Source organism: Photobacterium minamisatsumaniensis, assembly GCF_050336695.1.
Taxonomy (GTDB): Bacteria; Pseudomonadota; Gammaproteobacteria; order Enterobacterales; family Vibrionaceae; genus Photobacterium; species Photobacterium minamisatsumaniensis.
Map to the genome: position 1 here is coordinate 98,849 of NZ_JAKJSI010000021.1, position 18,482 is coordinate 117,330.

Annotated in this window: 14 protein-coding genes; 12 read left to right on the forward strand and 2 right to left on the reverse strand. The window is 43.3% G+C overall.

All coding sequences use genetic code 11. The annotated features are described in order from the left end of the window. The first annotated feature begins 17 nt into the window (after positions 1–17). From tssC to L4D78_RS11920, 12 genes are read left to right on the forward strand one after another with little or no spacing between them, the layout of a single operon-like run. Positions 18–1,445, forward strand: a complete 1,428-nt coding sequence (gene tssC / locus L4D78_RS11865) for a type VI secretion system contractile sheath large subunit (protein ID WP_428467114.1) — start codon at positions 18–20, stop codon at positions 1,443–1,445. After that, the gene (gene tssE, locus L4D78_RS11870; RefSeq protein ID WP_428467115.1) at positions 1,442–1,885 is read left to right on the forward strand and encodes a type VI secretion system baseplate subunit TssE; all 444 of its coding nucleotides are present in this window, start codon (positions 1,442–1,444) and stop codon (positions 1,883–1,885) included. The genes tssC and tssE overlap by 4 nt, the downstream gene beginning before the upstream one ends. Then, complete coding sequence (tssF, locus tag L4D78_RS11875) at positions 1,878–3,653, forward strand: type VI secretion system baseplate subunit TssF (protein ID WP_428467116.1); 1,776 nt, start codon at positions 1,878–1,880, stop codon at positions 3,651–3,653. Before tssE ends, tssF begins: the two co-directional genes overlap by 8 nt. Further along, a complete protein-coding gene (locus L4D78_RS11880; RefSeq protein ID WP_428467117.1) occupies positions 3,644–4,621 on the forward strand; it encodes a type VI secretion system baseplate subunit TssG in 978 nt (325 codons plus the stop codon). Before tssF ends, L4D78_RS11880 begins: the two co-directional genes overlap by 10 nt. Continuing rightward, on the forward strand, positions 4,618–7,230 hold the full coding sequence (gene tssH, locus L4D78_RS11885; protein WP_428467118.1) for a type VI secretion system ATPase TssH: 2,613 nt from the start codon (positions 4,618–4,620) through the stop codon (positions 7,228–7,230). Before L4D78_RS11880 ends, tssH begins: the two co-directional genes overlap by 4 nt. 35 nt (positions 7,231–7,265) lie before the next feature. Beyond that, positions 7,266–7,955: a substrate-binding periplasmic protein gene (locus tag L4D78_RS11890; protein ID WP_428467119.1), complete on the forward strand. Its 690-nt coding sequence runs from the start codon at positions 7,266–7,268 to the stop codon at positions 7,953–7,955. A 20-nt stretch (positions 7,956–7,975) separates the two neighbouring features. Continuing rightward, a complete protein-coding gene (locus L4D78_RS11895; RefSeq protein WP_428467120.1) occupies positions 7,976–8,974 on the forward strand; it encodes an FHA domain-containing protein in 999 nt (332 codons plus the stop codon). Then, the gene (gene tssJ, locus L4D78_RS11900; protein ID WP_428467121.1) at positions 8,971–9,483 is read left to right on the forward strand and encodes a type VI secretion system lipoprotein TssJ; all 513 of its coding nucleotides are present in this window, start codon (positions 8,971–8,973) and stop codon (positions 9,481–9,483) included. Before L4D78_RS11895 ends, tssJ begins: the two co-directional genes overlap by 4 nt. 12 nt (positions 9,484–9,495) lie before the next feature. Continuing rightward, positions 9,496–10,821, forward strand: coding sequence for a type VI secretion system baseplate subunit TssK (gene tssK, locus L4D78_RS11905; RefSeq protein ID WP_428467122.1), 1,326 nt, complete (start codon positions 9,496–9,498; stop codon positions 10,819–10,821). 3 nt (positions 10,822–10,824) lie between these two features. Next, positions 10,825–12,018, forward strand: coding sequence for a type IVB secretion system protein IcmH/DotU (gene icmH, locus L4D78_RS11910; RefSeq protein ID WP_428467123.1), 1,194 nt, complete (start codon positions 10,825–10,827; stop codon positions 12,016–12,018). A gap of 11 nt (positions 12,019–12,029) precedes the next feature. Further along, positions 12,030–15,419, forward strand: a complete 3,390-nt coding sequence (gene tssM, locus L4D78_RS11915) for a type VI secretion system membrane subunit TssM (protein ID WP_428467124.1) — start codon at positions 12,030–12,032, stop codon at positions 15,417–15,419. Beyond that, the gene (locus L4D78_RS11920) at positions 15,416–16,192 is read left to right on the forward strand and encodes a protein kinase domain-containing protein (RefSeq protein ID WP_428467125.1); all 777 of its coding nucleotides are present in this window, start codon (positions 15,416–15,418) and stop codon (positions 16,190–16,192) included. Before tssM ends, L4D78_RS11920 begins: the two co-directional genes overlap by 4 nt. Before the next feature lie 94 nt (positions 16,193–16,286). Here the strand turns inward: L4D78_RS11920 and L4D78_RS11925 are convergent, their stop codons facing one another. Both L4D78_RS11925 and L4D78_RS11930 read right to left on the reverse strand, forming a co-directional pair. Continuing rightward, a complete protein-coding gene (locus L4D78_RS11925) occupies positions 16,287–17,666 on the reverse strand; it encodes a hypothetical protein (protein ID WP_428467126.1) in 1,380 nt (459 codons plus the stop codon). Between the two features lie 289 nt (positions 17,667–17,955). Then, a complete protein-coding gene (locus L4D78_RS11930) occupies positions 17,956–18,213 on the reverse strand; it encodes an HP1242/YdcH family protein (protein WP_428467127.1) in 258 nt (85 codons plus the stop codon). Positions 18,214–18,482: the final 269 nt, after the last annotated feature.

Below are 18,482 nucleotides of genomic sequence, written 5' to 3' on the forward strand. Positions count from 1 at the left end.
GTAGAGGTGGTATCTGGATGATAAGCGCAGATCTGCAAGAGCAATTAATCCGGTTAGACAGTAACGATAAGGCTTACTTAAAAAACGCTTTATTGCTGCTCGCCCAATTAGATCAAGAGATGCTTAAAAGTAAGCAAGCTCTGAGGGCGTCGATTAACCATTTGATCGCCGAGATAGACCGACTAGTGTCTGAGCAGCTCTCTGCGCTTATTCATCATTCTGATTTTTCACAACTTGAATCAACATGGAGAGGAGTAGAGACATTGGTGTCTCTACCTGTTAATTATCAAAAAATAAAAGTGAAGATCTTAGATTTATCATGGGACCAGTTATCTCACGAACTCAATACCGCAGTATCGCTAAAGCGTACTGCACTTTATAACTTGATTGGTAATCGAGAGTTAAATACTTCAGGAGGGCAACCTTACGGAATGGTTGTTGTTGACCATAAGATTTCAATGAACTTTGAGAGCGATTACGACGACCTATACACCTTGGAGTTATTAGCGCAAATGGGCGATATGTGTTTATGCCCATTTATTTCTTCTCCTGCCGATAACTTTTTCGGGGAGTCTGGTGCGGACTGGCTATCGGACACCGCACGGATTGATAAAATCATCCAAGGGCCAGAATTTATTTCATGGCAGCGCCTTAGAAGCTTATCTATCTCCCGCTTTATCGGGATTACACTTCCCAATGTGTGCCTTCGACAGCCTTATACCAGTAGTTCAGCCAAAAGGGTCGTCTTCAACAATGGCAATCATACTGGCGAGGGGCTATGGGGAAATTCTGCTTTTCTGTTTGCTTCAATCGCGATGCGAGAATTCAATCGAATCAATTGGTTTGGGTTCATGAAATCTCGTTGGCAGGACAAACATTGCGGTGCCCTTGTTAATCTTCCGCCAACGGGACCGGGGACAGAGGCAACGTTGCATCCAGCACCCGATATTCGTTTTATTACTGAAATGGGTGGCTTTTATGCTGATTACGGCTTTATTCCTCTCTGTCATAGCTTAACGACCGATAAGTATTTCTTTAGGGGGAATGCCTCTATCTGGAATCACGGAAAAGATGATGCCGAAGCGGTAATGGGACAAATCCAAACAACGTTGATGATTTGCCGTATTGCACATTACCTCAAGGTACAGATCAGAGGAATGATGGGTAACTTCCAGACGGCAAAGGAGTGTGAAAACTTTCTGAACAGCTGGTTAGATAGATACGCAAGTAACCTGTCTGATGCCGATGAAAGTACATTGGCTAAATATCCGCTAAGCAAGGGGCGGGTTGAAGTCAAAGAGATTGAAGGCCAGCTTGGCCGTTTTACTTGCGACGTGCTTGTTCAGCCGCAATACCAGTTCGATAACGCTTGCGGTGAGGTGTTGATTTCAACGGATTTAGGTGCTGAGTCAAGTGGCTACGGAATTGTAGGAGGGGCGCGATGAGTTTTTGGCGAACTTTTATCGATCAGCGGGAAGCTAGCAATGGACAGAAAACGAATAGTGATGACGAACTATTAGAATCGATCCGGTATCAGTTAACGGTATTGCTTAATTCAGAAGCACCGATGAGAACGCTACCCAAGCAGTTCAAAGAAGTGCAGTTATCCAATTTTAGCTTTGGTCTCGATGCTGCGTACAGTGTGAGTAGTCAGGTAAATAAAGAGCAGTTTTCACGTTCCCTTGAAAAATGGGTAAGGGCTTTTGAGCCGCGCCTGTCAGAGGTGAGTGTATTCGTTAATGAAAGTGATCCGCATAAAAATGTGATGAAGTTTTCGTTAATGGCAAGAGTCAATATACCCAACGGGGAGCATGTCTTTCTATTTGATTCCAGCATAAGCCTTTCCAGTCAAACGGCAAAGATGGAGGGGCAGGAAATTGTCTGATCAATTACTCAGCTACTATGAAAGAGAACTTGCCTACATTCGTCGGGCGCTGGATGGATTTGGAGGAAGTTTTCCCGATCATTCTGCATCTATGCGGCTTAACCAAAGTGGTCAGGAAGACCCCAACATTACTCGCCTAGTTGATGCAGTCGCTTTGTTAACCGCAAAAACAGAAAAGCGTATAGACGAGCAGTTCCCAGAAGTGCTCCAAGGCCTATTTAATGTGCTGTACCCTGGGTATCTACAAATTGTTCCTAGCTACGCACCTTTCGCTCTAGTTCTGGAAGGAGAGGCTGGTGGCGAGCTGGTATCGTTACCTAAAGGTTCGGAATTGGCAGTTACGGTTAATCAAGCAGAGTGCCTGTTTACATTGGTTGATGAGCTGATCGTTGTACCCTATGTTATCGAAGATATTCAGGCCAAGTCCGCCCCTTTTAATTTCCTTACGCCACCAACTATCAGGCGTGCAGATTCAGTAATCCAACTAACCCTCTCAAGTGATGATCCTTCAGTGATGTTTTCACAAATGACACTCGATCATTTTGATTTCTATGTTCGTGGATTTGAAAACAGTTCACGTAGCTTGATTGATTTGCTGTTGCTCAATACCGAAGCCTTGTCGGTACTCGATGAATCGGGTCATCAGGTGGTGGTGGATGTGAAGCGCTTTCGCTCGAGGGTTGCTGATCCTGAATTCAATTGGCTGCCGCAGTATGGCAACCACCTAAGTGGCTTTGATCAACTTAGAGATTACTTCGCTTTTCCCGATAAAGCGGCCTACCTAAGAATAGAAGAATTAGGCCGTGACCTCATGGGCTTTTCATCTAACAAAGTCACACTCAACTTCTTTGTACAGCAATTGCCAACTGAATATTTACGGCTGTTTAGCCAACAAGTTTTCGCCTTAAACACAGTACCTACGATAAACCTATACCAACAACATGGTGAGCCAATACGCTATGACTTCACCAAGCTATCGATGCCGGTAATTGCAGATGTGAATACAGATAACGAGTTGGCCGTGGTGTCAGTCGAGACGGTAAGCGAGGTACTGCCGACAGGGGATCTTCCTTTAGCTTCTATTTATGAAGGGGGATTTTGGTTGGATGAGCAAACACCTAAATGGCAGACCCGTCAGTATTGGGATGAGAAGGGGCGACGCCAAATGGACATCTCGATAAGTGATACCCAATTAAAAGGGGAAAAAGAGGATGTTGTGTTGTCACTTCTACTCAATGTTTGTAATGGTCGGTTACCTTGCTTACTTCCAAGCGATAGCGAAGCAGAATCATTAGCAGCGATTGATCTTCCCGGCACGGTTCGTGTACTAAAAACACCGACAGCACCGCAGTTCCCTTCATTGGATAATAACCTGAGTTGGCGGTTTATCGCCTTGCTGAATGCAAACTTATCAAGCTTGATTCAAGTCGAAGACCCCACAAAGGCACTACAGGATTCCGTTCGGTTATGCAGTAACAGCGTTTTATGTAACGTTGCCGACTCAATAAAAAAAGTCACATACAGCCATCTCGTTGCCCCTGTGACGATTGGCCAGAAAAGCATCTTTTCATCGGGGACGGAGGTCACATTACTGCTGGATAATGAGTTACTAGATTCTGAGTTTGCGGTTGTCAGTGCCGTACTCAACACCTATTTTCAGCAATTTTGTAGCTTTGATCGTTTCATTCAGGTGTCGGTTGAACGTTTTGGCAGTGATGAATCTGGTATCCATTTTGATAAATGCCATGGGAGCCAGATATGTCTGTAGTTTCCCGTTTATTCACTCACCCACAGACATTCGACTTTATTCAGGCCGTTCGTATTCTAAATACGATGGGAGGCCATGCTGGTATGTCGTTACGGCTAGAGTCGGACCCTATGCCAAAGGGGATGCCAACGGCTGTTACTGGTATTGAAAAAACAAATGACGAGATAAAACTACGTTTAGGGCTGGAGGCATTATCAGGATGTAAGGGCGTTATTCCTGATTACCTTTACGCTGAAATGCTCCAAAGCCTCCACCAAGATGATCAAGCGTTACAGAAGTTTCTCGATGTATTCAATCAGCGTTACTACGAGCTTCGCGCCAGTGTAGAAAGTGCAGGTAATTTACTGCTGAGGGATGAAAAAGAGTCGGCGCTTGAACCAACAATGACACGCTTAAGCCAGAAGGCAGCACTTGCTAGCATGTTCGCCCTACCGGGGCGGCAACATGGCCGGCAAGATCCAAGTATTCTCCGCTATGGATTGGCACTATCTAATAAAAGCAGAAGCTTATCCGGACTAAAGCGGCTTCTATGTGATTACTTTTTACTTGATATATCTCCTAATGTTTTACCTTCCGCCCTGTATCAGATCCGCCCCGCTCATCAGACCAAAATTGGTTGGTATGGAGGGCAAAACCACCAGTTAGGTCAGGGTGTCGTACTGGGTTCTAAGGGGGATCAAGCTTTCAAGTCGTTGGAAATTTGTATTACGCCAAGAACGAAAGATGAATACCTTAACTTGTCAAAAAATGCGCATTTGGCAAGCACGATGAAGCAATTGGCGCGTACATACTTACGAGAAAACACAGAACCGAAGCTCTATTTATATGTAAAACGTGAATATATTGATTCGCCAGTCCTTTCATATGGGAACAGTAGTATGCGTCTTGGCGAAGCAAATTGCCTTGCTCCACAAAGAAGGAGCAGCCACTTTCGGAAAATACTACTACTGCCGGAGAATAATATATGACACAGGTAAAGCTGGGTAATTTAGTTGGGAAGCTCACTCCTCAGCTAAAGGAAACTCTGGAGGAATCTGCAGCAGCAGCCATGTCGCAAACGGTGCCAGCCATTGAAGTTGAGCACTGGCTCGTGCAGCTTATTACGGCGAAAGATGAGCATTTACTGTCATGTCTAAATAGGCAGGGTGTTGATATAAATGAGGTTGTTAATGAGTTAACCGTACGCATAGAACGGCTAGTAAAGGGGGCGAATGGGCAGCCAACAATAAGTCGCGGCCTTAGTGAGTTGATGGAAGAAGCGTGGTTACAGGCATCGGTTAACTATGGTCATACGCAGATCACCAGCTTGCATTTGCTCTTAGTATTACAGCAGTCAGATCATTTTGGTGTGAAAAAACTGGTACTGGAAAGCCTCAAAAATATTTCTATTGAAGCATTGTCATCTCAGACCGCTCAATTAAGTTCTGGTGATAAAAGTGTAAGCACTCCTACGGCAGCTGGCGCACCCTCAGGTCAGAGTGCTGGTGGTGCACTGGATAAGTATACGGTTAACCTAAACCAGCAAGCTATCGATGGGAAAATTGAACCCATTTCAGGGCGGAACAGCGAAGTTCGCGATGCAATTGATATTCTGTGCAGGAAGCGACAGAACAACCCAATCTTGGTCGGTGAACCCGGGGTGGGTAAAACGGCGGTGGTTGAAGGGCTTGCATTAAGAATTATAAGTGGTGAAGTTCCCCCAGTACTGCTGGGGGTTGAGATTCGGTCGCTCGATTTAGGTTTACTACAGGCTGGCGCGAGCATTAAAGGTGAGTTTGAAAATCGCTTGAAGGATGTGATCAGCGAAGTTAAAAACTCAGAGACACCAATTATCGTGTTTATTGATGAAGCTCATACCCTTATAGGGGCTGGAGGCACGGCAGGGCAAAATGACGCAGCAAATTTATTAAAACCGGCTTTAGCGAGAGGGGAGTTTCGTTCTATTGCCGCCACAACGTGGGCGGAGTATAAAAAGTACTTTGAAAAAGATCCTGCGCTGACTCGTCGTTTTCAGGTCGTGAAGGTTGAAGAGCCTAGCACGACTGATGCACTGCAAATGCTACGAGGTGTTGCTGCCTCTTTACGTAAGCATCATGGTGTCTTTATTCGAGAAGATGCACTTGAAGCTGCAGTTTCCCTGTCGGTCAGGTACCTACCAGCACGGCAATTACCAGATAAAGCAATCAGCCTATTGGATACCGCATGTGCCCGTATAGCCTTAACGCAAGGCGCAAAACCTGAACGTATTGAATATCTTGAGCAGCAAATACGCTATTTAAACAATGAGCTTGAAGCATACTCGGTTGAAGATGCCGTGCTTGTTGAACAAGCCGAAAACCGTCACAGCTTGCGAGAAAGTATTGTTAACAAACAAGCAGACCTTAATTCGCTGACAGTAAAGTGGGAGCAAGAAAAGGTATTAGTCGCAGAAATAACGCAGCTGACAGGTGTTATAGAGCAAGGCCATCTAAATTCCACTGATATAAAAGACAGCCAACTCGCACTGCAGGAAATGCTGTCTGAGCTAGATAGATTACAGGGTGAAGAGCCGTTGGTTTTTGCCATGGTTGATAGACAGGTTATTGCGGAAATAATATCAGCCTGGACGGGCATTCCTGCCGGCAACATGGTGAAGGAAGAAGTGGCAGAGCTGCTGTCATTGGAAGAGGCACTGCACCATAGGGTTATAGGCCAAGATACAGCAATTGGTGAACTGGCCAAGAGCATACGTATCTCCCGTGCGGGCTTAACCGATAACCGTAAGCCTGTTGGCGTGTTCTTGATGTGTGGCCCAAGCGGAGTTGGGAAAACAGAAACCGCAATGGCGCTTGCCGATGAAGTATTTGGCGGTGATAACAACCTGACAGTTATCAATATGACTGAGTTTAAAGAAGAGCATAAAGTATCGATGTTACTGGGCTCTCCTGCTGGGTATGTTGGTTATGGTGAAGGTGGGGTGTTAACCGAGGCAATAAGGCGTAACCCATATTCAGTTCTATTACTCGATGAAATGGAAAAGGCGCATCCTGGCGTACATGATCTTTTCTATCAGGTGTTTGATAAAGGCTATATCAAAGACAGCGAAGGGCGGATGATTGATTTTAAACATACCATTATCATCATGACTTCCAATACTGCCGATCAGGCCATTTGCGATATTTGCGTGCAAAGTGATGAGCGACCTGAAACAGAAAGCCTTGTTGAACAGATCCGCCCCGCACTTCAGCAATTTTTCAAACCTGCCTTCTTAGGGCGAACAACCATCGTCCCTTATTACCCACTAAACCATGATGAACTTGGCAAGATAACAGCGATAAACCTTGAGCGAATTTCTCGAAAAATCAAAGAAAAATACCAAGCGAGCTTTACTTGGGATCAAGCTTTTATTGATTTTGTGGTATCTCGAAATTCAGATCCGACAACAGGTGGCCGTGCAGTTGAACAGATCATCAATCGTTTATTGATGCCACGTTTAGCCATTGAATGTATACAGCGCCTTAGTGACGGCTTACCGATTGAGCAAGTTGTGGTAAGTGCGGAACGAACATCCGGTGAGTTGGTGTTAGAGATTAAGTAGAAAATTAAAATCGCGAATAGGGAGTGCTAAAGCGTATGTTGAAAGGAGTCGTAGCTGTTCTGATTTGCCTGATCTGCTTTGCCGCGAATGCGGTAGAGCGAGTTGTACTGGCAACTCAGAATTGGTCGCCTTATCAAACTGTCGATGAGAATGGCACGATTGGGGGAGTTGCTGTTCATCGTGTGAAATGTACTTTTCGAAAGATGGGGCAGCCGTATGAAATCAGAATGATGCGCTGGGATAAAGCGCAGTTGCTGGTAGAAACAGGCCAAGCTCACGGTTTCTTTTCAGGTTCAGCGAATGCAAAACGTGCGTCGTATGCTCAATCTTCTAGCCCTATCGTTTCTGAAAACCTTGCATGGTTTGTTAGTCCGGGAGTGAGAGGAGACCTGAACGATGAAACGGCAAAATATAGCTTAAGATATGGTGTTAAATACAATACCAACAAATGGTTATCGTTAAAAAAAGAGGGGTACAATGTCATAAAAAAACCGAGGGATGCAGATTCTCTCTTGCAAATGCTGTGGCAAGGAGAGCTAGATGTTGCTTATGAATATGAGCTGGTATTTGAAGAGGCAATGGTTAAAGCGGGAATTCCACTCGATTACTTCAAGAAAATAAGAACGAACAAGCAAGACTTAATGGTGCATTTTTCAAAAGCTTTTTTGGTAGGCAAGCCTGCTTTTTTAAATCGCTTCAACCTTGCCATGGAACAGTGCAGGTGAAATAAAGAAGGAATAATCGCATGACCATTAGCTTTCAATTAATAGCAACGCCTGAAGATGAGCAAGTAAATAGTCGACAAGTTTCATTACCATCTAGTGGTGGTACTTTGGGGCGGTCGTATGAGTGTACGATTCAGCTTGAAGACTTCAATAAAACATTATCAAGAGTGCATGCTGAAATACGCCCGCATCCATTAGGAGGATTTCAGGTTATTGACCGTAGCACAAACGGGTTATTCATTAATGGTGTATTGTTAGGTAAAGGTGTTAATCAAAAATTAAGTGATGGCGATAAATTAGAGCTGGGAGAATATACCTTACTTGTTAGCGATGTCGATGCTTTATTTAACAGTAACAGTAACAGTAACAGTAACAGTAACAATAGCAATGGGCACGAATCGCATCAGGTAGAAGAGAAACTATCGCCTTTTAATATTAATAATCTTGATGAGGATTTTCAGGATATAGTATTAGGTACTCACGCCAACGTAGTGAAACAAAAAGCAGGTCATCTATCCCAGACAGTACCGGATCCTTTTTCCTCTGAAAATATACTCGGTGATGACCTGTATGGTTTCGATCCGTTTGACGAAGATGAGAGTTGGGAAGCACAGAAAACCACTCAGCCTGACGAGGTTGTCATGGTGGAAGAAGACTCAGAACGGACATTGGCCAACGCTCAGGCCTTAACCCTATCTGACAGTTGCTATTCAGACGAATTACAGAATAGTATCAAACGCTTGAATGCCATCATTGCACAACAGGAAAGAAACTTATCATCATCGATAGACAGAGAGAAATTGGTTGTCTCGATAGAGGCGACGTTAGAACGGTTTTTAGATAGCTTTAACCCTTCTCAGCTTGAAGAGGAGTTCGATGATTATATTACTGGCTGGGGAAACAAAGAAAAAAAATACTGGGCGCTATATAAAAAGCAATTTCATCGAAAGCATGAACGTCGAGAATTTTACCGTCTGTTTTCATCAATTTTATTTGAAGAATTGAGCGAGAAGAGATGATGAAAAATAAAGCCGTTATATATAGCGCATTGTTAGTTATCTTCAGTTTATTATTTGGGTGCAGTTCGAATGATAAGACAGTATTTATGCCAACACTTGATATTTCAGTCCAGCTAGCCGCTTCTGAAGATATCAATGTTTTTGAAGATGGCCAGTCACGCCCTGTTATTATCCGCGTATACCAATTAGCTGACACGGGTAATTTTCAAAAATCAGATTTTATTACGCTATACGAGTCAGATAAAACTGTTTTGTCTGACTCACTGATTGACTCTACGGTTGTTGAACCAGTTATTCCTGGTGAAGAAAGAACATTTAAATTAGAAGTTCAACAACAAACCAAGTTCATTGCAGTGTTGGCTGAGTTTGCAAACTATGAATCGGCAACCCCTAAAGCGTATACCGCAATAGTGGAAAAACCGGAAGATTATCCGCTCATTATACGTATCACGAGTAATAAGGTGKAAGTATCTCAACCCGTTGAGAATTCCTGGTGGAATGTTTTTTAAGGAGTATTACTTTTGAAACGTCAAAATAAAGTGGTATGGAAAGAGGGGATGTTTATCGCCCCACAGCACTTTCAACAACAAGATCGTCATACTAATCAATATATTCAAAAATACATGTCATTAGCCTCTAGCGGTCAACGTTTTGGAGTGTCGATATTGGACATTGAGTCTAACTATCTGAAACTTGGTAAGTTTGGTGTGGTGAAATGCTGCGGGATTTTTCCTGATGGTACGCTGTTTGATTATGCAAAAGAACTTCTTCTTGAAGTGCCAGAAGGAACGTTGAACCAGCGGGTTTATCTTGGGTTACCGCTCTCCGTCGATGGAGAGAACGAATACGGTGAAGCTTCCGAACTACGCAGGTATGCCGTATCACATAGCAACTTATTTGACGTCAGTGATTCGGGACAAAGTGCGATAGATGCGCAACTTGCTGAGCCGAATATCCGCCTTGTTATTGAAGGTGATGATGTCACAGGGCTTACTTTGCTACCTATTGCCAAGATCCTTGAGCGTAAAGATGACGGTGAGGTATTGCTCGATAAAAGCTTTATCCCCACCTGCCTGCAGTACGGTGCCTCGCCATTGCTAAAAGAGCGGTTTAAAGAGTTGTATATTCTTAGTCAAGTCAAAGCCAAAGACGTTGTACAGCGTATTGGCGCAGGTCAGAAAACCAAGAGTGACTTGAGTCTGATGAGGGAGTTTCTTTGGTTACAAACGTTGAATCGTTGGCTGCCTTGGTTCCACCTTAAATTGGAACAACCAGAAACACAGGTTGAAGTGTTATATGAAGGGCTCGTTGCTTTCTCTGCGGAATTGGATAGCTTCGCTCCCGCGATAGCAGTACCGCCAAAAACGTTATCGAGGGAAAATTTGGCCAATGTCTTCTCTGGACTATTCGCTGAACTTAGAGAAAAGCTATCGATGGTTCAAAGTGACAATGTCACAGAGTTTGATTGGGATACAACACTTTTCAATAAACGCCGTTTGCTAAGGCTTTCAATTCCAAATATCAACCAGCTAGAAGGGAAGCGCTTTGTCTTATCGGTACAGTCATCCGTTGGGACGGGTGAGTTGGTACAAACCTTTCCGAGTTGCTGCACGTTAAGTGGTTTAAGCCAGATAGTGGAACTGGTGCGCAATGGCCAATCAGGTGTAAACGTCAATGCTCTTCCTGTTGCACCAACAGAGCTGAAGGCGCAAGCCGATGTTGCCTATTTCGATATCGACCCATCGCATGAGTATTGGCAGCAGCTTAAAACGAATCGAGAGCCGATAGCGCTGCATGTAGATAGTCGAATTCCCGAACTGCAGATCAAACTCTACGCATTGGGTTAAATTATGAATGATTTGTTTGATGAAGAAACCATTACGCTTGCAGCTGTTCGCCCTGAGACTAAAAGTAAACAGGGTACGCAGGGGATATCCTTATCACATGCAAATGTGTTGAAGAATAAAGCGCGCTACATGTTTGCGCAGCAAAATGGACAGCCTTTTGAGAATCGATTATTAAGCGAAAGCTCGGACTTGCTCTCTTTTGCAGTAAGTGTAAAACGCATGCAATGCCCCGAGGATCTCTTTGCGTTTAGAGCTGAGCTAAAACAAGCCATTACGGAACTTAAATATAAAATTGCCAAACTGGAATATCCACCATCAGTAGCGGATAAAACGTGCTTTATGTTTGCTGCAATGTTGGACGAGCAAATTGTTCACTCGCCATGGGGAGAAGCTGCTGGCTGGGAAAACCAGAGTTTAGTCAGCGAGCTCTTTGGGATCAAAAATGGCGGTGAGCAGTTTTATATTGTGGCAGAAAGAGCATTACTGCAGCCTGTTTTGCTGGTGGATTTGCTAGAGCTTATTTTTATTCTACTAAAAGTTGGCTTTAAAGGTCGGTTCAGAGTTGATGGCCGCGAGCAGCTAAATACTATCCTTAACCGATTGGAAGAAGCAGTCTTTGCAAAGAAACGATTGTATACACAGTCTGACAGAGTTGCCCCAATTACTACAGATACTGAGCAAGCAGGACAAAGTCAGCGGCCGCAGAAGCCAATAAAAATAAGTCGATTTATCGTGACATTTATTGTTCTGGTCTGCTGCCTATGGGGTGGATTGCACTATTGGTATGAGAGTATTGCGCCACAAAAAGCGACGCCGTTTACACAGTTAACTGACTTTACAGATGATTTCTATCGGATAGAAAGTGCTCAGGACAATGAATACATCTACACGAGCACACCTGCTGATATGGGTCGTTCAGCGGGTTTACAACCAGCAATACCAGTCTCAACCCCTGAAGCAATGACAGTGGGCTCACAAGTATGGGCGGTACAGCTTGCCACGTTTAATACACGGCAGAATGTTGAGAGGTTTCAATCACAATATGAAAAGGCGATCCCCAATACCTCAATCGGTGAATGGGGAGGGAAGTATCGACTACTGAGTATCGCCCAAAATAAGGAAGTGGCGATTCAGACTCTTGCGACCGCAAAGCAACAAGGGATAGAAGATGCGTTCATTTTTAGTGAGAAGCGTTAGTAGGTGATGTGATGGGAAAAAGCAAAGCTATTATATTTTCATCGTTGCTGGCATTGGCTACTGCTGGCATAACATGTGCCGCCTTGTGGCTATTGGGCTGGTATAGCCTCACACCTCAATGGCTGTTGAGCTTGGAAGTTATTGCGATTGTGCTCGAAATGGCACTGGTAGGAGGGGGGATGTTCTATTTTTTACGTCGCCCTAAACCTGTTATCGATGAAGATAACGTCAAGCGGCAACAACGGCAGGCTCAAGCGATAAAAAGCCGGTTTTCAGTCATATGGAAAAATCATTCGGGCTTGAACGCGAACCCATATCAAATACCTTGGTATGTTCATTTAACTAATAACTTGAGTGAGGATACTACCTTCCTTCGTCAGGTTGGCTTTGAAGCCGTTGAATCATCTGAGGTGCCGGATGAGACTTTAAGCCCAGTGCATTTCTGGGGCTCTGATAATGCCGTTTTGATATCAATAGATTTGAGCCACCCTCAGGAAACCGTTAAAGAAAGCATTGCGACTCTTTTCGACTTAGTCATGAAAAAGAGGGAGCGCCAAGCTATTAATGGTGTTTTATGTACATTAAACCTTAAGACACTCGCACAAAGTGATGAAATTGCGGTAAATGAAACAAGTTTGAAATATAGAGGCTATTTAGCTGACTTTAATAGCCGTACTGGTTTGTCTATTCCTACTTACTGTATCTTTACTCACCTGGCTGGCATAAAGGATTGTTGTGAGCTTTTTTCAACACTGAGTGAAGTCGACCGAGAACAACCCTTTGGCGCACTAAGGCCAGCAATACAAGGGAGTGGCTACGATAAAGACTGGTTTGATACCTCGTTTGATGACTTGATCCAGCGCTTGTCAGTGACAATGAGTGAAGCGTTGAAACAGCAGCTTAATGATGATTACCGTGAATCCACGGTATCTGGTATTTTCCAGCTATCAGCGATCCGGTTTGATATTGAAGATTTTTTGGCAACGACGTTTAACCAGCACCAATTTGATGATGTTGTTTTACATTTCAGAGGGTACTTCTTATTGAACGCTGGTGGTGAGTCTACCGCGACAGACATACTGACTTTTATGAATGCAGCAGAGCTGGGCTTTGATAGCCTCGCATCTGATCCAGCGATAGAAACCAGCTTAAGCTTATTCAGCAAAAAACTGTTTCGTAGCTGTATTATTAATGAAGCCAACTTGGTGGGCGTCTATCGTGCCAAAGAATGGCGTTATCGTTTCTCTCGAATTGCTATTTTGGCTTGCTTGGCTTTAGTGCTTTCAGGTTTCGTTTTGTTACTGCAAGCAAGTTATGAAAGTCAGCAAAAAATGGATAATAAAGCGCTTGTAATGCTTGAGCGTTATAAAGAGAACTTAAAAAACAATGCGATTGTGCCCGACGATCTTTCTTCGCCGGTTTTTAGCTTATCAGAGCTACGTGCAATTAATCTGCTCTATCAAAAAGATGAAACACCATGGTATGACTTATCAGAATGGTTACCAGACTCGAGCATAAAAACATATGTTGAAAGTGCGTATTATCAAGAGCTGAATTCTGTGCTTTTAACAATAATGAGAGACTATATCTTAAAGGATATGTTCGTTTATAACTCGTTAGACGATAAAGTGAAAACACTTGAGTTGCTCAATTATCACCAGCTTTTGTATAACCCGAACAGACGGGATGTCGGCGCTTTGGTTAGCTATTATATTGCGGCGCTGAAAGAAGAAGGAGAAGGTGATGCCGTTCTTCTTGAGCATTTTGAATCACTTGCGATGGATGCTTTAAATAGTGGTGCAGTCCCTCCGCAATCAGATGCGGAGCTGTTAGCATTAGTGAGAGCTTCACTTTCTTTAAATGACATGAGTGAGCTGTTGTATCAACACATAATGCAGCACCCTAATTTCTCTCGCCGGATTGATATACGTAAACAACTCTCTCCAGCATATAAATCAATATTTACCTTCACGCCGGGTTTTAGTGGCTACCTTGTGCCTTATGTGTTTACGCGTGAAGGCTTTGATGAACTGACCAATGAGACAGGCTTGCAGTTGGCGTCTGAGGCGACTCAAGCTTATGAAGGTGTTATGGGGCGTATTAGCGGTGAAGCGGAAATGAACCGTATTAATCGTCAGCTACGCGAGCGCTATATTAATGATTATGTGAAATTCTGGAAGTCACTAACAGCCAATGTGGTTTGGGCTGAGGTAACGACTTGGGGCGAGACTACCATTCAACTTGAAGTGGCTACCGACCCACTTTATTCACCTTTGGCGCAACTCTATCGACTTATTGATACCCATACACGCCTTGCCAATAGAGCAGATTTAATTTCAGAGGAAAAGGCAGAGGGTGGAGAAAATCCCAATGCGTTACGTAGCGATACTATTGAACGCGTCGCGAACTCGATCGCCATGCCATTTTTGAATATTCACCAATTGCTTGCTGCGGGTGATACTGGCCAAAGTAAGTTAGCCGTAGCATTAAAACAGTTACGACTATCACTTGAATGGATAGAAAACTCAAAGGAAGTGAGAAGCCGTGGTGAATATTACCTAGAACAGCTTAAAAATGCAGATACCAGCACGCCAATCGCGCATTTGTATAAGTTATCTAATAACTATGATGATCCTATCCTCCCTATTCTAATGAGAGGGCAGGCGTTGATGATTAATGAGCTGGCTTTGAGCGCTTCACGAACTTACATCAATGACGATTGGGATAGCATTTATCGGTTCTATAACAAGCGTTTCAAAGGTCGTTACCCATTTGATAAACAGTCGATGTTTGATACTTCAATTAGCGACTTCGAAGATTTCTTTAAGCGGGGTGGGTTGTTCGACAGCTTTGTACAAAAATATGATGGTTACTTTGATTCCGGAGGCTTTGGCGAAACGGTAATACGCGGCTTTATTCCCCACCAAAATATGATTGTCTCTAATCAGTTTCCCCCTTTGGAGGCAACAGTCCAGCGGCTACAGCGTGGCATTTTTTCTAACGATAAAGTTGGCTTTGAGTTTTTATTAAAAGCAGAGCGTATGTCGCCGTCATTAACTCGCTTTTCAATCGAGTCTGGTAATAGATTGTTTGAGTATAAAAACGGACCATTATTGTGGCGTAAACAAAGTTGGCCGATAGTGAGTAATGGTATCAGTGATATATCTATTGTCACCAGTGATAATAACGGGGCAGATACCCGAGAGAAACTTGCCGGTGAATGGGGATGGTTCAGAGTGGCAGATAAGATGCAAGGTTCGAATATTGTCGGGACGGACAACTTAGCTTGGCAATATTTGGCGGATAATAATTACGTCAATCTTATCGTGAAGTCGAACGGGCGAGAGCAACCATTCTCACCGCGGTTTTTCCAAGGGTTAGAGTTACCAGAAAAATTATGAGTGACAGTCTTTATCCTGCATGGCTTGAGGAAATACTACCGGAAGGTCGACGAACGCTAATTGGTCGATGTTGCTTGCTTGTCGAGGGTAAGCAGCAGTCTTACCGAGTGAAGTTTGGTGAAACCTTAGAAAGTGCTTACGCGTTACAAAAGGAGGCGCATTGGCTAAATCGGTTAAAATACATCAATGTACACATACCACAATGCTTGTCATTTTATAAAAATGCGAACATGTGCACTTTGATAACGAGTTTTATACCGGGGCGTTCAGCATCTGATTGGTTCAACGAGCATCAAGGTAAGCAGCACTATCGGCTAGCACTGGCTAAATACGTAGAGGCCGCTTTAAATAATTTAGAACTATTCCATCGTGAAGGGTTGGTACATGGCGATATTAAACCGAGTAATATCATATTCATGGAGGGAAGTCAGGCAACGTTAATCGACTTTTCAAATATGCGGCGCGTTAATGAACAATGGCAAGAAAGAGGATTTAGCCAATTCAGCCCATCATTTCGTTATCCACAAGCGGCTCTGGTTGCCAAGCGTGAACATGACTATTTCGCTTTTTTAATTTCGATAGCAGCACTGTTTGATAACCAAGGCTTAGCAAGATGTCATTCAGTCGCGGATCTTTTTCAATTAACGCACAACGAATATCGGAAGTGGGGGATTTCTGATAAAAGTTATCAGCAACTTGAGTTCTACCAACAGAAGATAAAGGAAGATTTGGATGATAAAGAAAGCCAGATGTTGCTATGGGGGCTGACATGAGAGCCCGCCATCTATGACCTCTGATGGAGATTGGTTTTCATGTTTCTTACTGTATACTTGGCTAATAGAACTCCCCCCTTTATTGTAAAGCCAGTTAAGATTTAACAATGAAAGTAATGTTGTCAGGTACAAATGCAGCTGGAGCGACTGCTATCGGTTTATGAGTGGTGCCTTCATTTAATTTAAAACCTATATCGTTGTCCCATGCAGTAATAAGGAATATCTTGAATATATTTGCGGTAAATAACTCCCCGGGGCAGCGGTGGTAGCCAAAGCCGAACGGTGAATAACCTGCTGTTTCAGCGACAGGGCATTGCCCTCCAGAATGGCTGCTATATGTCGTGCCATAGGCATTGTTTTCGATAGTACGACCGTCTGCTAACTTGACCTGATTATGGTCATGAATATTTAAGGTATCGGTGAATTGATTGATTTTTCCGTCGTACTTTGCGCGAGAAATGCTGCCATCATTTGGCATAATGGCCCGCAGTAGATCAAACACAAAATAGTCTAGCTTGGTAAAGTCGCCATCGTTAACATTATAGTCCCCACTCATCAGTTCCTGATGATACGCCTGAATTTGGAGAGCTTGTGGTTCGTTATTATCCTCTCTTAATAAATTCATAATGTTATAGATAACGTTGCCCCACTGGTTAAGCGCAAGAAAATTGTGGAAGCACTCAAACACGATATCGTTTTTCTCAAAGTGCCCACCGGCCATGTTCTTATCACCGTTGATATCCCAATAGTGGACAAAAGTATTAGTATATTTATCAGGGTTGGCGACAATGGTGTCTACATGAGGTTTGATCCAGCGGTCTAATTTGCTGCGGTTTTCTCGGACGTACATATAACTTTTATAATAGGAATGCATACGATCTATTGCATTTTCTTCACTCAATGGCACGAGAGGCGTCACTAGTGCCAGACAGTTCATGAAATTTAGGCCGATACCTTTGGCATAATCGGGGATATCATTCGGCATTACATCCAGATGCAAAGACCAAAAAAGGTCAAGATAACTATTTTGATAATTGGACATAATAGGTTTATCGACATTGTCCTTATCAAGTAGTTGTTCAAAAAAACAGCTGACTTTTTCGCGATAAGCGTCGTTAAATAAATCTGGAGTTAAGGCAGAAAAATAGGCTTTCTTTTTGCGGTTATTCTCACCGCGTTCAGCATAGTCTTGCAAATAAATAGTTGTGCCATCTTGCGCTGTTTTCTCCCATTCGTCCATAAACTGTGGTAGGGCGTTTTCTTTCGATAGGTTTAAGTTAATGGTTGGCAGGGTTAACACTTCGGTTTCGGACTTTAGAAGTTCGATCGAACGAGCGATCACATTGATGAAATATTCTTCATTCTGTTTTAAATTAGCGGGGAGACTTTTAAGAACTTCTTCTATACCTGCCTCAGAGCTGCTTACAGATTTACTATTAATTCCCTGAATACTATTCAATAACGAACCAAACATTTTAATTCTCCATAAATGGATGTTTAGTGCCTTGGACTGCATTAGTACGTGGTGCTATAAGGCTCTGATAAAAATCATAGCTCCAAGCATTCAGTGGCGTTATTACATGCTATTACAGCGTTCAGATTGTTTTTGTTCGTAGTAAATTGCTTTTTTACGGAGTAAGTAGAGAGGTAAGAGAATGAATTGAGTCGCTAGTCGCTAGTCACTTAAGTGCTTTAGGCGTTGCAACGTTTGTCGTTGCAACGGCACAAGTGCTTTATATATAGGCTTTGTATGTTCAGGTGGGTTAGGTGCTTGCCTGCTCATGATGCTTGGTTAGCTGCTTATATAGCATGTCTTTTAATGTCATACGTTGAAGCTTCAGGTTATGCATGCTGTCATCATCAATAGGGCTGCCTGAGATCTCCAGCTGGCGGATATCATAATCCAGCTCATGATACTGCTGAAGATCGGCTTTAAATGTTGGGTCGTCGTGGTTGAGCTGAACAATATCTAATTTAAGATCAGGGAAATCTAAGATGAAGGCATGATTTTCATTTAGCATAGGCATTACCTCTTCAGTCGGATTACCCTCAGTATAGAAGTGATTCTCTGAAAAAAATGCGACTTAAAACGCAAAGCAACCAAGTATGTTTTAAGCGAAGCGTTCAAACATGTCGATGGGCAACAGCTTGTTAGGGCTATTATTTTTGCTGGTAGTAATACGGATTCGATTTTGTAGGAGACATATCAATACCCATACCCAGTTAAATTCGATCTATACGGGGAATGACATTCCGGAGGGGGCGACCGAATTCACTAACTTAACAGGCA

Bases quoted from the DNA above. Each gene is read 5' to 3' on its own strand.
- tssC (WP_428467114.1), top strand. From the start codon at position 18: ATGATAAGCGCAGATCTGCAAGAGCAATTAATCCGGTTAGACAGTAAC.
- tssE (WP_428467115.1), top strand. From the start codon at position 1,442: ATGAGTTTTTGGCGAACTTTTATCGATCAGCGGGAAGCTAGCAATGGA.
- L4D78_RS11880 (WP_428467117.1), top strand. From the start codon at position 3,644: ATGTCTGTAGTTTCCCGTTTATTCACTCACCCACAGACATTCGACTTT.
- tssH (WP_428467118.1), top strand. From the start codon at position 4,618: ATGACACAGGTAAAGCTGGGTAATTTAGTTGGGAAGCTCACTCCTCAG.
- L4D78_RS11890 (WP_428467119.1), top strand. From the start codon at position 7,266: ATGTTGAAAGGAGTCGTAGCTGTTCTGATTTGCCTGATCTGCTTTGCC.
- L4D78_RS11895 (WP_428467120.1), top strand. From the start codon at position 7,976: ATGACCATTAGCTTTCAATTAATAGCAACGCCTGAAGATGAGCAAGTA.
- icmH (WP_428467123.1), top strand. From the start codon at position 10,825: ATGAATGATTTGTTTGATGAAGAAACCATTACGCTTGCAGCTGTTCGC.
- tssM (WP_428467124.1), top strand. From the start codon at position 12,030: ATGGGAAAAAGCAAAGCTATTATATTTTCATCGTTGCTGGCATTGGCT.
- L4D78_RS11920 (WP_428467125.1), top strand. From the start codon at position 15,416: ATGAGTGACAGTCTTTATCCTGCATGGCTTGAGGAAATACTACCGGAA.
- L4D78_RS11925 (WP_428467126.1), bottom strand. From the start codon at position 17,666: ATGTTTGGTTCGTTATTGAATAGTATTCAGGGAATTAATAGTAAATCT.
- L4D78_RS11930 (WP_428467127.1), bottom strand. From the start codon at position 18,213: ATGCTAAATGAAAATCATGCCTTCATCTTAGATTTCCCTGATCTTAAA.